Genomic DNA, 18885 nt, shown 5'->3' with positions numbered 1-18885 from the left:
ATGGTCAGAGAGTGACCGAAATGGTCAACCTGTTCGACCAGTCAGGCTCCGAGCACTGACAGCTGGTCGAGCCGCTCGAGGATGACGCCCTCGCGGAGCGCCCACGGGCAGATCTCCAGCGCGGGCAGGTCGAAGATGTCCAGGCACGCCTCGGCGACGAGCGCTCCCGGCACGACCTGGTGCGCCCGACTCGGAGAGACTCCCGGCAGCGCCGCGAGCTCGGCGACGGACATCTGCAGCAGCGAGGGCAACGTCGCCCGGAGGACCTCCCCGTCGAGCGAGCGCGCGACGAGCGGCCCGGCGGCCGACGGCGCCGCACCACAGATGCGGGCGATGGAGCGGAACGTCTTGGAGGTCGCCACAGCCCGGTCCGGAACCCCCGATCGGAGGAGTTTGCCGGCGTCCCGGGCGATCTCGACGCGGATGTCGTGCCGGAGCCGGCGGACGTCGTCCTCGGTCGGCGTCCCGGCGGCGAAGAACGACCGCGCCAGTCGGGCGGCGCCGATCGGCATGGACCACGCGACGTCGGGCGCTTCGTCCGCCCCGCCGGCGATCTCGAGCGACCCTCCGCCGATGTCGAACACGGCCAGGCGTCCGGCGGACCAGCCGAACCAGCGCCGCACGGCCAGGAAGGTGAGCCGGGCCTCGTCCGACCCGGAGAGCACGGCGAGCTCGACGCCGGTGCGGTCCTGTACGTGGGCCAGGACGGCCTCGGAGTTCACCGCGTCACGCACCGCCGAGGTCGCGAACCCGAGCATGTCCTCGCACCCGCGGTCCTCGGCCACCCGGACCGACTCGGCGACGAACCCGGTGAGGGCGTCGATGCCCGCCTGCGTCACCGCACCACGCTCGTCGAGGTGCTCGGCGAGCCGGAGCGCCTGCTTGAACGAGGACGCCGGCAGCGGCGCGGCGCCGCCGTGGGCGTCGACCACCAGCAGGTGACCGGTGTTGGACCCGATGTCGAGGACTCCCACGCGCATGCCGCAACGCTAGCGGCCGCAGCGGGGTCACCAGGACCGCCAGGTCGACCGGGAGGCTCGTCCTACGCCCGCAGGAACGCCTCGAGCTGCGCCGTGGTCGGGTAGGACGCCTGCGCCCCGGCCCCGGTCGCGGCGTAGGCCCCGACACCGGCGGCGAACCGCGCAGCCTCGAGGAGCGTGTCGCCCGCAGCGAGCCGGAGCGCCACGGCACCCATGAACGCGTCACCGCAGCCGGTGGTGTCGACGGCCTCGACGGGCACCGCGGGGACCTCGACGGGTGCGGTATCCCCGTCGTGCACGACCGACCCGTCGCCACCGCGGGTCACGATCGACCGGGCGACGCCGTGGTCACCGAGCGCGGCGGCCTCGTGCTCGTTGACCAGCAGCACGTCGGTCAGGTCGAGCAGCTCGCGTGGGACGTCGCCGAACGGGGACAGGTTCGTCAGGACCGTGACGCCGGCCTCGTGCGCGGCGCGGGCGGCGGCGAGCACCACGTCGATCGACACCTCGAGGCACAGGCCGAGGACGGCAGCATCCCGGAAGGCCTCGGCGGGCAGGTCGTCCGGGGTCAGCGTGGCGTTCGCGCCGCCGGAGATCACGATGGTGTTCTCCCCGTGGGCGTCCACCGTGATGACGGCCGTGCCGGTGGCCGTGCCCTCGCGGACGGCGACGTGCGTCGTGTCGGCACCCGCTGCCGCGACGGAGTCGCGGAGCAGTGCGCCGTTCCCGTCGTCGCCGACCGCACCGATCATGCGCACCGTGCCCCCGAGCCTCCCGGCTGCGACGGCCTGGTTGGCGGACTTGCCGCCCGGCAGGATCGCGAGGTCGGACCCGTGCAGGGTCTCGCCGGGCTTCGGGAAGCGGTCCGTCCGGACGACCAGGTCCGCGTTCAACGACCCGACGATCACGATGGTCTCGGTCATCGGACGCTCTCCTTCTGTTGGACGATGGCAGGAGTCTCGGCATCCTCCGGTCGGGGGATGAGGAACGAGATCGCCAGGGCGGCGGTCGTGATGACGGCCCCGAGCAGCATCCCACCGGAGTAGCCGGCCGTGCCCGAGGACCCGCCGACCCCGAGCGCGATCTGCAGCGCCGGCAGCACGGCGAAGCTGACGCCCGCGCCGAGGTTGAACGCACCGGCGTTCAGGCCCGGCAGGAACCCGGGGTTCGACTCCGGGGAGAGCACGATCCCCAGGCCGTTGAGGATGATGTTGGCGATGCCGGCGTAGGTGATGCCGATGAGCACGGTGGTGGCGACGAGGACCGGCAGCGAGTGCACGCCGACGAGGGCCATCAGGACGGTGGCGACGATGCTGCCGACGAGTCCGACGCGCAGCACGGCACGGTAGCCGAGCGTCGGGGCGAGCCGACCGGCGAACGGTCCGACGATCCAGCCGACCAGCGCGTACGGCGTGAGGAAGACCAGGGAGGCGAGGTCGGCCTCCATCCCGAAGCCTGCGTCGCCGTTCTGCGCGAGCGACGTGACCAGGCCGTTCACGACCGCGAAGACGCCGGTCATCGTGAGGAAGGTCGTGGCGAGGAGTGCCCACGTGCCCCGACGCTTGAGGAACCGCGTCTCGACGAGGGGCTCGCGGACGCGGGACTCGACCGCCCAGAACACGGCGAAGGCCGCGAGGGCGACGACGATCCCGCCGACCACGAGCCCCGGGTTCGCGGCCCCGAGCTTGCCGGCCTCGTTGAACGCCGTCAGCAGTGCGCCGACCGAGATGACGAGCGGGACGACGCCGACCCAGTCCATCCGGGTGCCCGCGGACGGGCGCGACTCGACGCCCCAGACCGTGACGAGTGCCAGGGCGACGACCGTCACGACCGCGATCACCCAGAAGATCCCGCGGAAGCCGAAGTTCGTCGCGATCCAGCCGCCGGCCAGGGCGTCGATCCCGGCGATGCCCCCGTTCACCGCGGTCAGCAGACCGAGGGCAGCGCCGTAGCGCTTCGGGTCGGTGATCTCGTTGCGCAGGACGAGCAGGCAGATCGGCACGACCGGGCCCGTGACGCCCTGGATGATGCGGCCGGCGAAGAGCATCGGGACGTTCACCGCGAGGGCGGCGACGATGCTGCCGACGAGCATCACGGCGAGCATGCCGACGAGCACCCGCTTGCGCCCGACGATGTCCGACAGGCGGGGCAGGAACAGGGAGAACAGTGCGGCGAGCGTGAAGTACAGGGTCTGTGAGAGCCCGATCGTCGCGTCGTCGGTCTTGAGTTCACGCGCCATGGTGACCAGCGCGGGGCTGAGCATGCTGGCGTTGAGCTGGAACGCGATGCAGGCGGCGAGGAGCGCCGCGGTGAGCGCGCCGATGGACTTCTTCGACATCGCCGGGGTGTTCGACGCGTTCGACTTCGTCGTCGAGGGGGTGTTCATGGTGGGTCAGATCTCCGTGGTCGTGGCGGTCGGTCGGGTCGTGCTCGGCTGCGTGGTCAGGCCGGCCTCGACGGCGTCGGCGGCTGCACGGGGCGTCCACCCGGTGTCCGGCGTCTCGCCGATGCGCTCGAGGGCGTCGACGACGAGGTCCCAGAACCGGCCGTGGTCGAGCTCCAGCGCGGCACTCGTGCGGCAGTCCTCCGGCGCGGGCGCGCGGAAGTCGGCGACGGTCATGCCGAGGGTCAGCGTGCCCTGGGTCTCGATGCGGATCGGGACCTTCACGGCGCGGACGATCGTCGGGTCGATCACGTAGGCGACGGCGCAGGGATCGTGGACGGGCGGGGCATCGAAGCCCTGCGCGTCCCGGTAGGTCTGGCCGAAGAAGTCGAGGAGCTCCCCGACGAAGGCCGCTGGACCGGTGCCGACGGCGGCGATGCGGGCGGCGACCTCGGGGGTGGCGAGGGCCTGGTGCGTCAGGTCGAGGCCGACCATGACGACGTCCCAGCCGGCGTCGAAGACGATCGACGCCGCCTCGGGGTCGATGACGATGTTGAACTCGGCGACCGGGCTCCAGTTGCCCACGTGCACGCCGCCGCCCATCAGGACGACCTGCTTGACGCGCTCGACGATGCGGGGCTCCTTGCGGGCCGCGAGCGCGATGTTGGTCAGGCCGCCGGTCGGCATGAGGGTGACCGTGCCGGGCTCGTGCGCCATGACGGTGTCGATGATCAGGTCCACCGCGTGTCGCTCGTCGAGCTCGAACGACGGCTCGGGCAGCGTGGGGCCGTCGAGGCCGCTCTCGCCGTGGATCGCCGGCGCGACCTCGATCGGGCGGAGGATCGGGCGCGCGGCCCCGGCGGCGAACGGCACGCCCGTGATCCCGGCGATGCGGGCGACGGCGAGGGCGTTCCTGGTCACCTTCGGCAGCGTCTGGTTGCCGACGACGGTGGTGACGGCGAGCAGCTCGATGTCCGGGTTGCCGTGGGCGAGCAACATCGCGACGGCGTCGTCGTGGCCGGGGTCGCAGTCGAGGATGATCTTCTCGGGCTGGCGGGGTGCGTCGGTCACGGTGGTGCTCCACTTCGTCGGGGATCCGGGCTCGCGCCCGGGTGCGGTCCGGACTGACGCCCGGGTGGTCGGTGGCCTGACGCGCCATGCACGCCGCGTCAAGCGTTTGACATCACACCGCATCAAGCGCTTGACGTCAAGTCGAGCGGGGTCGTCGGGCCGGCGATCGTCACCCTGCTGGGTAGCATCGACGCCGTGCCCCCGTCCCCGCGAAGTCGTCCCGCGCCGTCCGGACGCGTGACCGCGGCGATGGTCGCCGAGCGTGCCGGCACGAGCATCGCCACGGTCTCCCTCGTGGTGAACGGCAAGGACCGCGGGCGTGTGTCCGTGCCGATCGCCAGCCGGGTGCGCGACGCCGTCGACGAGCTCGGGTACGTCGTCGACCACGCGGCGAGCTCCCTCGCGCGGGGCAGCGGCGACCTCGTGGTGCTCATCGCCCCCGACCTGTCGAACCCGTTCTTCGCCGAGGTCATCCGTGGCGTCCGGGACACCGTCGGCGACCGCTTCCAGCTCGTGCTCTCCGTCACCGAGCGCGGTGAACAGCCCGTCGACGCGGACGTCCGCCGGTTCGAACGGCTCCGGCCCGCGGGCATCCTGGTCGACGCCCCGGCCGACGGCGAGTCCATGGCAGCCGGTGTCCCCGTGGTGCTGCTCGACGCTCCGGGAGGCCACGGCGCCGTCAACTACGACCTCTCCTCCGGCGTCGAGGCCCTGGTCCGACACCTCGCCGCCGCCGGACACCGTCGTGTCGGGTACCTCGACGGGACCTCGCGCGCGACGACCTTCGCCGTGCGTCGCGCACTGTTCGACGACGCGTGCGCTGCCGCGGGCATCACCGTGTCGACCGTCGTGGCCCGGGCCGACCTGACGATCGACGCCGCCGCGAGCGCCGTGGAGCCGGTCGTCGACACCTGGCTCACCGAGGGCGTGACCGCGATCGTCGGCGCGGCTGACACCCTGGCGTACGGGGTGCTCCGCGTGGCCGCCGAGCGAGGCATCGCCGTGCCCGGGACCCTCGCGGTCGCCGGGTTCGACGACCTGCCGTCGTCGTCCGTCACCGCGCCGGCCCTGACGAGCGTCGCACTCCCGGGAGCCGAACTCGGCCGAGCTGCAGCGCTTCGACTCCTCGCGATGCTCGACGGCACTGAGGCGCCCGACCCGGCCCTCCCCACGCGACTGGTCCCCCGCGCAAGCACCGGCGCCTGACGCTCGTACGTCGCAACATGCGCACGCATCTTCCGACACCGCAACAGTCGAACAACTCATGCGGTGTCGGAACATGCACACACGACAGCGACGTCCGCATCTTCCGACACCGCAACAGTCGAACAACTCATGCGGTGTCGGAACATGCACACACGAAAGTGACGTCCGCATCTTTCGACACCGCAACAGTCGAACGACTCGTGCGACGTCGAACCATGCACCCGCACATCCGCGCACGCACCGACGACGGACGGGAGGCCCGGTGCCGACTGGCACCGGGCCTCCCGTCCGAGCGTGCTCGGGACTACTCGTCGCGCCGCGACTCCGCAGCCTCGGCCGGCGCGGGCGCCGTCGCAGGCACCGACTCCGCCGCCGCCGGCGCCGTCTCCGCGCCAGCGCGGCGCGACCGCTCGAGCTCGTCGGCCTCGGTCCCACCGACGGCCTCGCCACGGGCGACCATGCCGGCCACGTCCGCGAGCTGCATCTGCGGGATGAACAGGGCGAGCACGAAGGCCACGGCGATGAACGGGAGCAGGTACCAGAACACCGGCGACAGGGAGTCGGCGTACGCGTTCACGATGCCGTCCTGCACGGCCTGGGGCAGCTTGGCGAGCTGCGTCGGGTCGATGCTCGCGCTCGCGGAGGCCGCGTCGGACGCACTGCCACCGGCGCCGCGGAAGACGTCGGTCAGCGCGTCCGTCAGGCGGGAGGTGAAGAGCGCACCGAACACGGCGACGCCGAGGGAGGCCCCGACCTCACGGAAGTAGTTGTTCGTCGAGGTGGCGGTGCCGACCTGCTCCGGCAGGACGGCGTTCTGCGCCACGAGGACCACGACCTGCATGATGAGGCCGAGCCCCGCGCCGAACACGAACAGGTACACGCAGATCAGCCAGATCGGGGTGCTGGCCGCGAGCGACGTCATGCCGAGCATCGCGATGCCGACCACGATGGTGCCGATGATCGGGAACGCGCGGTACCGGCCGGTCTTGGTGATGAGCGTGCCGGAGACGATGGACGTGCCGATCAGCCCGACCATCATCGGCAGCATCAGCAGGCCGGACACCGCTGCGGACGTGCCGGACGCCATCTGCAGGAACGTCGGGACGAAGCCGATCGCGGCGAACATGCCGAGACCGAGCACGAAGCCGATCGCCGTCGCGGTGACGAAGGTGCGGTTGCGGAAGAACGAGAGCGGGATGATCGGGTCCTGCGCGCGCGACTCGACGTACACGAAGAGCGCGGCGGCGATGAGGAAGCCCGCTCCCCAGGCCCAGGTCTCGGGCGCACCCCAGCCGTGCTGCCGGTTGCCGCCGAACTCGGTGAAGAAGACCAGGCAGGCCGTGGTGGCCGACAGCAGCGCGACCCCGAGGACGTCGATCCGCTTGGTGGCCTTCTTGCTCGGCAGCGTCAGGGCGAACCACGCGACGGCGAACGCCGCGATGCCGACCGGGATGTTGATCCAGAACGCCCAGTGCCAGGTCATGTGGTCGACGAAGAACCCGCCGAGCAGCGGACCACCGACGGCGGAGAGGCCGAAGATCGCGCCGAGCGGACCGAGGTACTTGCCGCGCTGCGAGGCGGGGACGATGTCCGCGATGATCGCCTGCGACAGGATCATCAGGCCACCGCCGCCGAGGCCCTGCAGCGCGCGGAACACCACGAACTGCCAGAAGTCCGTCGACATCGCACACCCGAGGGACGCCAGCGTGAACAGGGCGATCGCCACGAGGAACAGGTTGCGACGGCCGATGAGGTCACCGAACTTGCCGTAGATCGGCATCACGATGGTCGAGGCGAGCAGGTACCCGGTCGTGATCCAGGCCTGGTGCGCCACACCGCCGAGGTCGCCCACGATCGTCGGCATCGCGGTGGACACGATGGTCTGGTCGAGGCTCGAGAGCAGCATGCCGGCGATGAGCGCCGAGAAGATGATCCAGATCCGGCGCTGGGTGAGCAGGAGCGGACCGTCGCCGCCCCCGGTGCCGGGGCGGGTGCGCTTCGTGCGCGACGCAGTGGTGCTCATGGGGTGTTCTCCTGGTGGACGGACGCGGACTCGGTCGGTCCGGTGGTGATGGCCGCTCGCATGAGGCGGAGGTTGGTGGTGAGCAGCGCGTCGAAGGTCGGGCCGGTGGCCTCGTCGAAGTCGTCGTCGAAGTAGTGCTCGGCGGTGACCCGGAGCAGGCCGGCGGCGGACTCGGTGACGAGCCGGGCGCGGGGGTCGTCCGAGACGGTCCAGCCGAAACGCTCACGCACGGCTTGGGCCACCTTCGCGAGCTGGACGTCCGTGGCCGACAGGAACCGTGCGACCAGGGCCGGCTCGCGGTCGAAGACCTTGCGCACCAGGACCTCGTCGGCGCGGTTCAGCCCGACGATCCGCACCTGCTCGATCGCCAGCGCGACGATCGAGGAGAGCGGGTCGAGCGAGACGGGGACGACCTGCCCCGCGGCGTACGCCGTCAGCGTCTCGACGTCGGCGTTCAGCTCGATGCCGAGGACGACGTCCTCCTTCGAGGCGAAGTGGTTGAAGAACGTCCGACGGGACACCCCGACCGATTCGCACAACTGCTCGATCGTGAACCCGGTGAGCCCGTGCTCGACGGTCGCGCGACGGGCCTCGACGACCATGCGTCGTCGAAGCACGCGGGTGCGCTCAGCGGTGTTCACCGCACAAGAATTGCACTCCCGGCGTCAGAGTGCAATTCGCACCCGGCAACGTCCCAGGAAGCAGGCCCTACAGCGCCTTGTCGAAGCAGAACGACCACGGCATGGTCGCGAGGTAGGGCTCGTACACGGGGATCGCACGCCACCCGGTCTTCTCGTACAGCGCGACGGCGTCGGGCTGCCGGTCCCCTGTCTGCAGGATGAGCCGCTCGGCTCCCTCTTCGCGCCCGATCTGCTCGCACGCGTCGAGGAGCTTCGTCGCCGCGCCCTTGCCCCGCGCCGACGACAGCACGATGAGGCGCTTCAGCTCGACCTCGTCACGGAGCCGACGGATCGCGATGTGCCCGACGGCCTCACCGGACTCGTCGATCGCGAGCACCGAGCTGATCACGCTCGACGGGTCCACCGACAGGGCACGCTCACGCTCGGCCGTGACCGCGGGGTCCTCGTCCGCGTTGGCCGAGCCGTACCGCTCGTGCATCTCCTCGTCCATGCGGGCACGGAGGGCGACGGCGCGGGGGTCGTCCCAGAGGACGCGTTCGATCGTGATCACGATCGACCATCTTTCCACGCGGGTACGACACCGGCCGACGCCAGCCCAGCACCGAGCAGCGTCCCGCTCACCGCCCGAGCGTCCCGATCGGACCGTCCTCGATGCCGGCCAGCACCGCAGCCGCGTCGTCGTACACCACTGCGGCCCCGGCGTTCCGGAGTTCGTCGCCCCCGACGCCACCCGTCATCACCGCGATGCAGGACACCCCCACCTTCGCCGAGGTCTCCACGTCCCACATCGCGTCGCCGATCATGATCGCGTTCGACGGGTCGACGCCGGCACGGTCGAGGGCGACCTGCACGATGTCGGGTGCGGGCTTGGCCTCCTCGACGTCCTCGCCGCTCGTCACGACGCTGATCCACTGCTCGGCGTCGAGCAGTTCCCGCAGCCGGACGAGCTCGTTCTCCGGGGCACTCGTCGCGAGGACGACCGCGTGGCCGCGGGCCGCGACGGCCTCGAGCAGCTCACGCGCTCCCGGCAGCAGCCGCAGACGAGGCATGTGCTCGGCGAAGTAGGCCGCCTGGTACTGCTTGGCCGTGTCGCGGTCCTCGTCCGACATGTCCGGCACGAGTTCGTCGAGCAGGCGGGAGGCGTCCATCCCGATCAACCGGTGGATGCGCCAGGCGTCGACCGACTGCCCGGTCACCCGGAAGGCCCGCCACCACGCATCGACGTGCGCGTAGTTGGAGTCGACGAGCGTGCCGTCGATGTCGAACAGGACTGCGGTCGAGGGAGCGTCGGTCATCCCTCCAGCGAACTCGTGGAGCCCTCACCACCGACCCAGCGAGCCAGATGGCGCGATCCGCGACCAGACGACGGACGGGAGGCACGGTGCCAGCTGGCACCGTGCCTCCCGTCTGGAGCGTGGCTGGGTCTCAGGCCCCGCGCACGTCCTGTGCGGACGACTGCGCGTGGTCCTTGACGTCGGACGCGGCGCCCTGCGCCTCGTCCTTCACCGTCTGGGCCGCGTCCTGTGCGGTGCCCGCCAGGTCCTGCGCGTGCTCCTTGGCGGAGTCGCCGAGCTGCGAGCCGACGTCCTTCGCCGTCTCCTTCACCTGGTCGACGAGGGGCGCTGCGCGGTCCTTGAGTTCACCGGCCAGCTCCTCCTCCTTCGCCGAGGTCGGGATGAGCGAGGACGCGAGCCACCCGGCACCGAAGGCGATGAGCCCCACGGCGAGCGGGTTGCCCTTGGCCTTCTCGACACCGCGCTGGGCGGCGTCCTTGGCCTGGTCAGTCGCACCCGAGGCGGAGCCCGAGGCGCTGGAGCGAGCCGAGTCGGCTGCGCCCATGACGGAGTCGCGGACGCCCTGGAAGCGGCTCTTGACCTTCTCGGTCTGCCGGTGTGCGATCGATGACGGGCTCACCTTGTCGGCGAGGGCGTCGACGTCGGACCCGAGGGTCCCCCGTGTCTGCTCGATCTCTGCGCGGATCTCGTCTGGCGTGCTCATGCGTTCCTCCCGGAGTTGGGCTTCAGTGCGTCGGGGATCTCCTTGGCGGTCTCCACGGTCTGCGGAGCGCCCTTGATCTGCTTCAGCTGCTTGCGTCCCTGCAGTGCGAGGACTGCGGCGACGATCGCGTAGACGACCGCGATGACGACGGCGGACCACGCGTTGCCGATGAGGTAGCCGAGACCCCACCAGGCGGCGATCGACAGGAACAGCAGGGCGAACAGCGCGGTCAGGCCGGCACCGCCGAACATGCCGGCGCCCTTGCCCGCCTTCTTCGCGGACTCGGTGAGCTCGGCCTTCGCCAGTGCCACCTCCTGCCGGAACAGGCTGGAGATGTCACGCGAGACGTCGGTGAGGAGTTCACCGAGCGGTGTGGTCGCGGCGCGTTCCTCGGGGGTCGGTTCGCCGATCCCGGGGGCGCCGGGGACGGAGGAACTCATACGCCGGTCCCCGTCCCGGTGGTGCCGGTGCCCGTGGTGCCGGGCGTGTGGGTCGTGCCGGTGCCCGAGGCGTCGGCTTCCTTCTCGTGCTTGGCCTCGGTCGTGATCGCCTTGGTCAGGCGGCCGGCGAGGATGCCCGCGCCGGCGGCCAGCGCGATGAACGCACCGGGGCGCTTGGCGGCGAAGGACTTGACCTCGTCGAGGAGCGAGCCCGGGTCGCGGTTCTCGAGGAACCCGGCGGCCGAGGACGCACGGCCCGACAGGTCGCGGACGACGCGCGAGGCGACACCCTGCTCCTCGTCGTTGTCGGCCATGCGGCCGAGCTGCTCGCCGAGGCTCTTCAGCCCGCTGGCGGCACGCTGCTGCTGCTCGCCGGCCTGCTGCTTGAGGTTCTCGGACGCCTGGCCGTAGAGCTGCTTGGCGTGGTCGGTCGCCTCGGAGGCCACGTTGGCGGCCTGCTCCTTGGCGGTGCCGGCGACGTTCGCGGCCTTCTCCTTGGCGTCGCCAGCGACGTCCTGCGCTGCACCCTTGGCCGCGTCGGCCTTGGCGTCGGAGCCGCCGGAGGACGAGCCGCCCGAGGTACCGGTCGAGCCGTGCAGCTCGTCGTGGTCCGCGATCGAACCGGTGGCGGAGCCGGGGGCTCCTGCGCCGCCGAGCCCTGCCACCGGCGGGGTCACCGGGACCTGCTGGCCCGCGGGGACCGCCGCGGACGGCGAGTCGTCGCCGAGCCCCAGGAGGTCGGCGTCGCGGCCGTCCTCGAGCGGGTTGGTGTCCGCCCAGGCGGGCACGGTCACGCCGGGGTGGATCTCGTGTCCGTCGGCAGCAGCCGTTCGGTCGTGGATCGGGGTCCCGGAGTCGTTCCCGGGTGGGTTCGTGGTCATGATGAGCCTTCCGGTCGTCCACCGCGGGCACTGCACCAGCGGCGTGCGTCACAAGGTGGTCGCCGAGGGCTGCTCACGGGCACAGGAACGCCACGAACCGCGTCAAGCGGATGTCCGACCCGTTCTCGTGCGAGGTTGACCACCCCGTGCCGGGCCACGCGCCCGCACGGCGTGCGCAACCTCGCACCGGCCGAGACAGCGCGCACCGTGCGAAGCCAGCGTCGGCCCGCCGGCCACGCTCAGGACGCGGGACGGGACCGCACGTGGGCGCGCTCGCCCTGCGGCCCGTACAGGCACAGCACCTCGGTCACCTGGTCCGTGACGTTGCCGATCCAGTGCGGCGTGTGGGTGTCGAACTCGGCGACCTCACCCGGCCCGAGGTCGAGGTCGTGCTCACCGAGCAGCAGTCGCAGCCGACCGGACAGCACGTAGAGCCACTCGTAGCCCTCGTGCGTCCGGAGCGAGGGCTCCCCGCCCGGCGAGTTCGGCGGGAACAGTTGCTTGAACGAGCGCACGCCCCCGGTCCGGTGGGTCAGCGGCACCACCACGCGGTCGCCGTGCTGCTCGGGCTTCAGGTGCACCCGCGGATCCCCGGTCCGCGGCGCCCCCACGAGGTCGTCGAGCGGCACCTGGTACGCCTGCGCGAGCGGCAGCAGGAGCTCCAGCGTCGGCTTCCGCTGCCCGGACTCCAGCCGCGAGAGCGTGCTGACCGAGATGCCCGTGCGCTCCGCCAGCGCCGCGAGGGTGACGTCCTGTCGCTGCCGCAGCGTCCGCAGCCGTGGGCCGACCCCGTCGACGACCTGTGCCGTCGTCCGTGGCGCGTGCCGAGCCTCCTGGTCGTGTCCCATGGCTCCATGTTGCCAGACCGGCAACGAATCTTGCCAGGAGAGCGACGCCAGCCGCACGATGTGCGCATGTCCAACACTCACGACGTCATCGTCATCGGCGGCGGAGCCGCCGGCCTCGCCGCAGCACTCATCCTCGGCCGGTCCCGCCGGTCCGTCCTGGTCGTCGACGCGGGCGAACCCCGCAACGCCCGCGCCGAGGGCGTCCACAACTACCTCGGACAGGAGGGCGCCGCGCCCTCCGACCTGCTCCGCACCGGTCGCGAGGAGGTGGCCCGGTACGGCGTCACCGTCACGGCCGGGAGGCTCGTGGCCGCGACCGCCGGACCCGTCGCGGACGGCGACCCGGTCGGCTTCACCGCCACCCTCGACTCCGGCGAGCAGGTGTCGGCTCGGCGCATGGTCGTCGCCTCCGGCGCCGTGGACGTCCTGCCGGAGGTGCCCGGGCTCGCGGAGCAGTGGGGCCGCGGCGTGGTGCACTGCCCGTTCTGCCACGGGTGGGAGATCCGCGACCGGCGGATCGGGGTGCTCGTCGGGACCCCGTTCGGCGCGCACCACGCACTGATGTTCCGCGCGCTGAGCGACGACGTGACGGCGTTCGTCGTCGACCCCGCGTTCGCCGACGACACCGCCAGAGCAGGTTTCGCAGCCCGTGGCATCAGGGTCGTGGATGCCGGCGTGACCCGGGTCCTCGCCGTCGACGGTCGTCTGTCGGGCGTCGAGCTCGACGACGGCTCCGTGGTGGAGCTCGACGCCCTGGCGACGGCGAGCACGGCCGAGGCGCGGGTCGACGGGCTCGAGGGCCTGGGGCTCGTCGCCGTGGACCAGTTCATGGGCGACCACCGGATCGCCAGCGCTGTCCCGGTCGGGCCGACGGGAGCGACCGACGTCCCCGGGGTGTGGGCCGCGGGCAACGTGGCGTCTCCGATGGCCACGGTGATCGCGTCCGCCGCCGCCGGGACGATGGCGGGTGCTGCCGTGCACGGGGACCTCGTGCAGGCGGACCTGGCCGCGGCGTTGGCGCTCGTCGACGCCGGGCGGTGAGGCCCGCCGTCGTGCGGCCCGCCGTGGTGCGAGGTTGACCACTCCGTGCGGGCTTGTCGGGCTGCACCGGGTGTGCAACCTCGCACGGGCCGGAGCAGCGCGCACGGTGCGGCGCCGGGTGCGGGGGCGCGGCTCGCACCGTGCGAGGTCAGGCGACGCGGTACCCCGCCTGCGCGGCCAGCAGCGGGGCGAGCGTGTAGAGCTGGTCGGCGCCGATCGTCGCACCGCGGAAGCCCTCGAGCCGCTCGACCCGGTCGAGGTCGGCGCCGCGCAGGTCCACGTGCTCGATGCGGGTGTTCGAGCCCTCGGCGGCGCGGATGCGGGTGCCCTCGAAGGACACGCGCAGCAGTCGGGCGTCGGCGATGTCGAGCTCGTCGATGACGCAGTCGCGGAACACCACGTCGGTGATCGTGGCACCGCGGAGGTTCACGAACCCGAGCTTCATGCCGACGAACTCGACGCCGTTCAGTCCCGCGTCGTACAGCTCGGCGGACCCGATGCGCCCGCCGGCGACCCGGACCTCCCGCCACGAACTGCTCGACGCCCGAAGCACCGGTGCGTCAAGGCTCTCGATGACGGTGTCGCGCACGCGGAGTCCCCGCAGGTCGGCGGCGTCGGCGTGGAGCACCTCGACGACGCACTCCTCGAGCTCGAGGTCCGGCAGCCGCTCCCCCGCCAGGTCCAGCAACGCGATCCGTCGGCCGTCGATGCGGTCGCCGGTCAGCACGTCCCCCGGCCCGGGAGCCCAGTCGGTGAGGTCGGACGGAGCGGTCAACGTGATGCGCGGGGCGTCGGTGCCGGAGGACTTCGCGGAGGATCGGGCCATGCCCCCAGTCTGCCGGTCGGCACCGACCACCCCGTCGCGGTCGAGCCGCTAGCCCTTGAGGGGACCCGACCCCGGGACGTTCGTCTCGGTCGCGAACCCGGCCACCAGGTCACGGAGGGCGTCCGTGGCGGTGTGGCGAGCCTCCCACCCGAGTTCCGTGCGGGCACGGCCCGTGTCCATCACCGGGACGGACGCCGCGATGTCGATCCAGCCGGCGTCCGTCGGCTGCAGCCGCAGGCGCCACGTCAGGGTGACGATCCCACGGAGCAGGCCGAGCGGGATGCGGACGGCACCGCGCATGCGCAGGACCCGCGCGATGCGGGGCGGCGTGAGCACCGGTTCGGCGGCGATGTTGAACGCGCCGCCGGCTCGACGGTCGATCGTGCGCCAGTAGGCGTCGGCGACGTCGTCCGCGTGCACGGCCTGGAACACGAACGGGTACGGCAGGGGCAGCACGGCCCACTGGATCCACCGGACGGCCCGCATGGGCACCAGGTGCCCGAGGAACAGGCCGCGGATCTCGGCGGCGGCGGCCCGCTGGAAGATCAACCCGGGGCGCAGGCGTGTCAGCACGACGTCGGGGTGGGCGGCGGCGAAGGCGTCCATCGCCCGCTCGTTCTCCGCCTTGTGGATGGCGTAGGTGGCGGTCGGGATGCCGTCGGTCGGGAAGGACTCGTCGACGCGACGGCGCTTGCCCTCGACGTCGACGCCGCGGTAGGCGCCGACCGAGGACGCGACGACGACCTGCGGGACCTCGGCGCGGGCGACCGCCTCGAGCACGTTCGCCGTGCCCACGACGTTCGTCCGGTACTGCGTGGGGATGTCGTGCGTCGGCTGCAGGGCCCACCCCAGGTGCACCACCGCGTCGGCGCCCCGGAACACGGCGACCAGCTGGTCGACCGCGTCCGGAGCCCCGACGTCGACGGCGTTCCAGACAGCGTCGCCGTACGGCGCGGTGTGCAGGTCGGGCAGCCGTCGGGCGACCCCGACGACCTGGACGTCCGACTCCGCCGACAGGCGACGGAGCACGGCGGTCCCGACGTTGCCCGTCGCGCCGACGACGACGACTCGGGTCACGCCGCGGCCATGGCGGGGTCGAGGACGACCTTCACGCAGTTGTCCTGCTTCTTCTGGAAGACCTCGTACATGTGCGGGGCGTCCTCGAGCGACACGCGGTGCGACGTCAGGTCGAGCGTGCCGAGCGGGTCCGACGGGTCGGAGACGAGCGGCATGATGTCGTCGATCCAGCGCTTCACGTTGCACTGGCCCTCGCGGATGGTGATCTGCTTGTCGAACAGCGTCATCATCGGCATCGGGTCGGCCATGCCGCCGTAGACGCCGCTGAGCGAGACGGTGCCGCCGCGGCGGACCAGGTCGATCGCGGTGTGCACGGCGTCGAGCCGGTCGACACCAGCGGTCTCGATGGCCTTCTGCGCGAGCTTGTCGGGCAGCAGCCCCGCAGCGCGCTGGGCGAAGCCGGCGACGGGGTTGCCGTGCGCCTCCATGCCCACACCGTCGACGACGGCGTCCGGGCCGCGGCCGTCGGTCAGGTCGACGAGCTCGGAGACCAGGTCCTTCGACATGTCGAACGTCTCGATGCCGTACTTCGCCGCCAGGTCGCGACGGACCTGCTCCGGCTCGACGGCGAGCACGCGGTATCCGAGGTGCTTGCCGATGCGGGCGGCGAACTGCCCGACCGGGCCGAGGCCGAGCACCGCGAGCGTGCCGCCCTCGGGCACGTCGGCGTACTGCACGGCCTGCCAGGCGGTCGGCAGGATGTCGCTCATGAACAGCCAGCGGTCGTCGGGGGTGCCGTCGTCCGGGATCACGATGGGGCCGTAGTCGGCGTGCGGCACGCGGAGGTACTCGGCCTGGCCACCGGGGACCTGGCCGTACATCTTCGTGTAGCCGAAGAGCGCGGCACCGCTGCCGTACTCCGTGACCTGGGTGGTCTCGCACTGGGACTGCAGCCCGCGCTTGCACATGTAGCAGTGCCCGCAGGAGATGTTGAAGGGGACGACGACGCGGTCGCCGACCTTGAGGTTCGTGACGGCGGAGCCGACCTCCTCGACGATGCCCATCGGCTCGTGGCCGAGGACGTCGCCCTTGTCGATGTACGGGCCGAGCACCCGGTACAGGTGCAGGTCGGAGCCGCAGATCGCCGTGGAGGTGATCCGCACGATGGCGTCGGTCGGCTCCTGGATGGTGGGGTCGGGAACGGTCTCGACGGACACCTTCTCGGTGCCCTGCCAGGTCAGTGCGCGCATGAGCGCTCCTCTCGTCGCGGGGTCGAGCCGGCCGGGTGGGTCGGCTCACGTCCCCCTCCTGGGTACGCGCCCGACCCGTGGTGCCCTCTCAGCCCCGTTGCGGACGGGAGGCTCGTCTCGGCTCAGGCACGAGCCTCCAGTCCGGAACTCAGACGACCGGGTCGGCGAGCGTGGCGGCCAGCACCGCCTGCCACGTCGCGGAGTCCCCCGGGCCGGCGCTGCCGGCCAGCATGATGAGCGCCTTCCAGAGCGACCACCCACGCCCGCGAGCCCACGTGTCAGCGTCGAGCCGGACCGCGTCGCGGAACACCCGGCGGCCCGTGTGGTCGAGGAACGTCCACGCCAGCACCAGGTCGCACGCCGGGTCGCCCACACCGCACGTGCCGAAGTCGATGAGCGCCGACAGCCGGCCGCCGCCGTCGACCAGCAGGTTCGTCGCCGCGACGTCGCCGTGGAACCAGACACCGGGTCCTTGCCAGCTCGACGCGCACGCCGCGTCCCAGACCTGGCGACAGGCCAGCTGGTCGACCGCGTCGCCGAGGGCCGTGAGGGCGCGCTCGACCTGGTCCGCGTACACGGACGGGTGCGCACCCCGGTCGAAGGAGTGCGGACCCGGCGCCGGACCGTCCCCAGGAGGCACCGAGCGGAGCTGCCGGAGCGCCTGCCCGACGTCCGCCGCGAGCGCGGGCCGGTCGACGTCCACCCGTGCCGCGACGGACCCGGGGAGCCACCGCCGGACGGACCACGGGAACGGGTAGCCGCTGCCCGGACGACCGAGCGCGACCGGTTCCGGCACCGCGACGTCCAGCAGCGGCGCGAGGTACGGCAGCACCCGTTGCTCCTTCTCCACCGCGGGGACGTAGGCCGCGGCGCTCGGCAGGCGGACGCTCAGGTCGTCGCCGAGTCGGTACGTGCGGTTGTCCCAGCCCTGCACGTCGACCTCGTGCACCGGAAGCCCCGACCACGCGGGGAACTGCTCCGCGACGAGGCGCTCGACGAGGGCGGCGTCGATCGGCGGACGGTCAGGGACGTCGGGCAGGTCGGGGAGGTCTGGCACGTCGGTGTGCTGCATGCCCTCATCCTCCTCGTGGACACCGGCTGCGCCTAGGCTCCGAGCATGTCGACCACCGCTGAGCTCCTCACCGCGAACCTGCACGACGTCTTCGGCAACCGCGACGCTGCCGCCCGCCGGGCCGCGATCGAGCGCACCTACGCGCCCGACGTCGTCTTCACCGACCCGGAGGGCTCCGTCACCGGGTGGGACGCCCTCGAGGCCAAGGCCGCCGCACTCCTCGACCCGACGCCCGGCGCGTTCCAGTTCGCGGAGGAGGGCCGCCGCTACGTCTCGGCCTCCCACGGCGCACTGTCCTGGGGCTTCGGTCCCGTGGGCGACCCGGTAGCGCGTGGCGTCGACGTCATCGAGGTGCGCGACGGCGTGATCGCGGCGCTGACGACGATCCTCGCCGAGGGCCAGCAGGCGTAGCAGGCACCGGGGCGGCGCTCAGCTCGCGCGGCCCTCAGCTCGCGCGGCCCTCGCGCAGCCGGTCACGGACGGCCGGCGGCAGGTGTTCGGTCGCCGTCTCCAGCGCGCCCCGGGTCAGGAACCGTCCCTGCTGCTCGAGGAACGCCACGAGCGCTGGCTCGGACGCCCGCTTGCCGACCTCGCGGAGCACCCAGCCGAGGGCGCTCTGCACGGTGTCCCCGCGCTCCCGGACGACCCGGCCGGCGATCGCGAGCGGCACCTCGGCGTCGCCCTGCTTCACGAACGCCAGCGTCGCCACGACCGCGATCCGCCGCACCCAGGCCACGTCGGACTTCACGAGCGCGAACAGCGGACCGGTCGTCCCGCCGACCATCGGCGCACCGACCAGCTCCTCCGCGGCGATGTCGACCAGGTCGGCGCGGTCGAGCCGTTCCGCCCGCGCCGCCGCCAGGTACTCGTCCGTCAGCTCCGGGTCCGCCCGCTCCCGCATCGCCTGCACGAGCAGCACGACCGCGAGCAGCCGCGCGCCGGGGTCCTCGCTCCACAGCAGCGCCGACCGCTCGCCGTCGTCGAGGCCGGCGAAGCGCCTGGCCACGCGTCGCGCAGCGGCGACGTCCCCCTCGGTCCGCGCGAAGGCGACCAGGACGTCCTCGGCGGTGGCGCGGCTCACGGGGTGACCGCCCCGTCGACGCGGGTCGCGTGCTCGACGTGGGCCGAGCCTCCCGGGAGGCTCGTCACCGGACCGCCGCCCGGCTCACGTCCCGCTCCACGCGCGGAACTCCAGGGGCTGGCGGCTC

Annotated in this window: 20 protein-coding genes; 3 read left to right on the top strand and 17 right to left on the bottom strand. The window is 72.3% G+C overall.

The window, feature by feature from the left end:
• Positions 1-41: 41 nt before the first annotated feature.
• The 4 genes from ITJ54_RS15665 to ITJ54_RS15650 all read right to left on the bottom strand — a co-directional run bounded on the left by ITJ54_RS15665 (position 42) and on the right by ITJ54_RS15650 (position 4362).
• On the bottom strand, positions 42-980 hold the full coding sequence (locus ITJ54_RS15665; RefSeq protein ID WP_194629814.1) for a Ppx/GppA phosphatase family protein: 939 nt from the start codon (positions 978-980) through the stop codon (positions 42-44).
• A gap of 62 nt (positions 981-1042) precedes the next feature.
• The gene (locus tag ITJ54_RS15660) at positions 1043-1903 is read right to left on the bottom strand and encodes a ribokinase (protein ID WP_194629812.1); all 861 of its coding nucleotides are present in this window, start codon (positions 1901-1903) and stop codon (positions 1043-1045) included.
• The gene (locus ITJ54_RS15655; RefSeq protein WP_228509493.1) at positions 1900-3366 is read right to left on the bottom strand and encodes an MFS transporter; all 1467 of its coding nucleotides are present in this window, start codon (positions 3364-3366) and stop codon (positions 1900-1902) included. Before ITJ54_RS15655 ends, ITJ54_RS15660 begins: the two co-directional genes overlap by 4 nt.
• Positions 3367-3372: 6 nt before the next feature.
• Positions 3373-4362: a nucleoside hydrolase gene (locus ITJ54_RS15650; protein WP_228509547.1), complete on the bottom strand. Its 990-nt coding sequence runs from the start codon at positions 4360-4362 to the stop codon at positions 3373-3375.
• A gap of 267 nt (positions 4363-4629) precedes the next feature.
• On the opposite strand from ITJ54_RS15650, the gene ITJ54_RS15645 reads away from it, so the two are divergent.
• Complete coding sequence (locus ITJ54_RS15645) at positions 4630-5640, top strand: LacI family DNA-binding transcriptional regulator (RefSeq protein ID WP_323741756.1); 1011 nt, start codon at positions 4630-4632, stop codon at positions 5638-5640.
• Positions 5641-5944: 304 nt separating this feature from the next.
• On the opposite strand, the gene ITJ54_RS15640 is transcribed toward ITJ54_RS15645, so the two are convergent.
• The 8 genes from ITJ54_RS15640 to ITJ54_RS15605 all read right to left on the bottom strand — a co-directional run bounded on the left by ITJ54_RS15640 (position 5945) and on the right by ITJ54_RS15605 (position 12471).
• Positions 5945-7663 carry an MDR family MFS transporter gene (locus ITJ54_RS15640; RefSeq protein ID WP_194629809.1) on the bottom strand — a complete coding sequence of 573 codons (1719 nt, stop codon included), beginning with the start codon at positions 7661-7663 and terminating at the stop codon, positions 5945-5947.
• Positions 7660-8304 (bottom strand): TetR/AcrR family transcriptional regulator, encoded by a 645-nt coding sequence (locus ITJ54_RS15635; protein WP_194629808.1) that lies wholly within the window; start codon positions 8302-8304, stop codon positions 7660-7662. Before ITJ54_RS15635 ends, ITJ54_RS15640 begins: the two co-directional genes overlap by 4 nt.
• A 67-nt stretch (positions 8305-8371) precedes the next feature.
• On the bottom strand, positions 8372-8854 hold the full coding sequence (locus ITJ54_RS15630) for a GNAT family N-acetyltransferase (protein WP_323741755.1): 483 nt from the start codon (positions 8852-8854) through the stop codon (positions 8372-8374).
• A gap of 67 nt (positions 8855-8921) precedes the next feature.
• The gene (locus tag ITJ54_RS15625) at positions 8922-9599 is read right to left on the bottom strand and encodes an HAD family hydrolase (protein ID WP_194629807.1); all 678 of its coding nucleotides are present in this window, start codon (positions 9597-9599) and stop codon (positions 8922-8924) included.
• A 130-nt stretch (positions 9600-9729) separates the two neighbouring features.
• A complete protein-coding gene (locus ITJ54_RS15620) occupies positions 9730-10302 on the bottom strand; it encodes a DUF3618 domain-containing protein (RefSeq protein WP_194629806.1) in 573 nt (190 codons plus the stop codon).
• Entirely contained in the window at positions 10299-10742 is a 444-nt protein-coding gene (locus ITJ54_RS15615; RefSeq protein ID WP_194629805.1) for a phage holin family protein, read from the bottom strand. Before ITJ54_RS15615 ends, ITJ54_RS15620 begins: the two co-directional genes overlap by 4 nt.
• Positions 10739-11623 (bottom strand): hypothetical protein, encoded by an 885-nt coding sequence (locus ITJ54_RS15610; RefSeq protein ID WP_194629804.1) that lies wholly within the window; start codon positions 11621-11623, stop codon positions 10739-10741. Before ITJ54_RS15610 ends, ITJ54_RS15615 begins: the two co-directional genes overlap by 4 nt.
• Positions 11624-11862: 239 nt before the next feature.
• Complete coding sequence (locus ITJ54_RS15605; protein WP_194629803.1) at positions 11863-12471, bottom strand: helix-turn-helix domain-containing protein; 609 nt, start codon at positions 12469-12471, stop codon at positions 11863-11865.
• Positions 12472-12537: 66 nt separating this feature from the next.
• Between ITJ54_RS15605 and ITJ54_RS15600 the strand changes: the two genes are divergently transcribed.
• A complete protein-coding gene (locus ITJ54_RS15600; RefSeq protein WP_194629801.1) occupies positions 12538-13512 on the top strand; it encodes an NAD(P)/FAD-dependent oxidoreductase in 975 nt (324 codons plus the stop codon).
• 148 nt (positions 13513-13660) lie between these two features.
• Here the strand turns inward: ITJ54_RS15600 and ITJ54_RS15595 are convergent, their stop codons facing one another.
• The 4 genes from ITJ54_RS15595 to ITJ54_RS15580 form a co-directional block, all read right to left on the bottom strand.
• Positions 13661-14338: a pentapeptide repeat-containing protein gene (locus ITJ54_RS15595; RefSeq protein WP_194629798.1), complete on the bottom strand. Its 678-nt coding sequence runs from the start codon at positions 14336-14338 to the stop codon at positions 13661-13663.
• A gap of 48 nt (positions 14339-14386) precedes the next feature.
• On the bottom strand, positions 14387-15415 hold the full coding sequence (locus tag ITJ54_RS15590; protein ID WP_194629796.1) for an NAD-dependent epimerase/dehydratase family protein: 1029 nt from the start codon (positions 15413-15415) through the stop codon (positions 14387-14389).
• Entirely contained in the window at positions 15412-16605 is a 1194-nt protein-coding gene (locus ITJ54_RS15585) for a zinc-dependent alcohol dehydrogenase (protein WP_194629794.1), read from the bottom strand. Before ITJ54_RS15585 ends, ITJ54_RS15590 begins: the two co-directional genes overlap by 4 nt.
• 148 nt (positions 16606-16753) lie before the next feature.
• Complete coding sequence (locus tag ITJ54_RS15580) at positions 16754-17677, bottom strand: aminoglycoside phosphotransferase family protein (protein ID WP_194629792.1); 924 nt, start codon at positions 17675-17677, stop codon at positions 16754-16756.
• A 45-nt stretch (positions 17678-17722) separates the two neighbouring features.
• Between ITJ54_RS15580 and ITJ54_RS15575 the strand changes: the two genes are divergently transcribed.
• Complete coding sequence (locus tag ITJ54_RS15575) at positions 17723-18088, top strand: nuclear transport factor 2 family protein (protein WP_194629790.1); 366 nt, start codon at positions 17723-17725, stop codon at positions 18086-18088.
• Between the two features lie 34 nt (positions 18089-18122).
• Here the strand turns inward: ITJ54_RS15575 and ITJ54_RS15570 are convergent, their stop codons facing one another.
• Positions 18123-18758, bottom strand: coding sequence for a DNA alkylation repair protein (locus ITJ54_RS15570; protein WP_194629788.1), 636 nt, complete (start codon positions 18756-18758; stop codon positions 18123-18125).
• Positions 18759-18885: the final 127 nt, after the last annotated feature.

Source organism: Curtobacterium sp. VKM Ac-2865 (genome assembly GCF_015350905.1).
In the GTDB taxonomy this organism is placed as follows: Bacteria; Actinomycetota; Actinomycetes; order Actinomycetales; family Microbacteriaceae; genus Curtobacterium.
The sequence above is the reverse complement of the archived record's forward strand: the minus strand, read 5'-3'. Positions and strand labels throughout refer to the sequence as shown.

What these genes read in the sequence shown, in the direction of transcription:
- ITJ54_RS15665 (WP_194629814.1), bottom strand. Translation starts at nt 980, where the DNA reads ATGCGCGTGGGAGTCCTCGACATCGGGTCCAACACCGGTCACCTGCTG.
- ITJ54_RS15660 (WP_194629812.1), bottom strand. Translation starts at nt 1,903, where the DNA reads ATGACCGAGACCATCGTGATCGTCGGGTCGTTGAACGCGGACCTGGTC.
- ITJ54_RS15655 (WP_228509493.1), bottom strand. Translation starts at nt 3,366, where the DNA reads ATGAACACCCCCTCGACGACGAAGTCGAACGCGTCGAACACCCCGGCG.
- ITJ54_RS15650 (WP_228509547.1), bottom strand. Translation starts at nt 4,362, where the DNA reads ATGTTGCTCGCCCACGGCAACCCGGACATCGAGCTGCTCGCCGTCACC.
- ITJ54_RS15640 (WP_194629809.1), bottom strand. Translation starts at nt 7,663, where the DNA reads ATGAGCACCACTGCGTCGCGCACGAAGCGCACCCGCCCCGGCACCGGG.
- ITJ54_RS15625 (WP_194629807.1), bottom strand. Translation starts at nt 9,599, where the DNA reads ATGACCGACGCTCCCTCGACCGCAGTCCTGTTCGACATCGACGGCACG.
- ITJ54_RS15620 (WP_194629806.1), bottom strand. Translation starts at nt 10,302, where the DNA reads ATGAGCACGCCAGACGAGATCCGCGCAGAGATCGAGCAGACACGGGGG.
- ITJ54_RS15615 (WP_194629805.1), bottom strand. Translation starts at nt 10,742, where the DNA reads ATGAGTTCCTCCGTCCCCGGCGCCCCCGGGATCGGCGAACCGACCCCC.
- ITJ54_RS15610 (WP_194629804.1), bottom strand. Translation starts at nt 11,623, where the DNA reads ATGACCACGAACCCACCCGGGAACGACTCCGGGACCCCGATCCACGAC.
- ITJ54_RS15605 (WP_194629803.1), bottom strand. Translation starts at nt 12,471, where the DNA reads ATGGGACACGACCAGGAGGCTCGGCACGCGCCACGGACGACGGCACAG.
- ITJ54_RS15600 (WP_194629801.1), top strand. Translation starts at nt 12,538, where the DNA reads ATGTCCAACACTCACGACGTCATCGTCATCGGCGGCGGAGCCGCCGGC.
- ITJ54_RS15595 (WP_194629798.1), bottom strand. Translation starts at nt 14,338, where the DNA reads ATGGCCCGATCCTCCGCGAAGTCCTCCGGCACCGACGCCCCGCGCATC.
- ITJ54_RS15585 (WP_194629794.1), bottom strand. Translation starts at nt 16,605, where the DNA reads ATGCGCGCACTGACCTGGCAGGGCACCGAGAAGGTGTCCGTCGAGACC.
- ITJ54_RS15580 (WP_194629792.1), bottom strand. Translation starts at nt 17,677, where the DNA reads ATGCAGCACACCGACGTGCCAGACCTCCCCGACCTGCCCGACGTCCCT.
- ITJ54_RS15575 (WP_194629790.1), top strand. Translation starts at nt 17,723, where the DNA reads ATGTCGACCACCGCTGAGCTCCTCACCGCGAACCTGCACGACGTCTTC.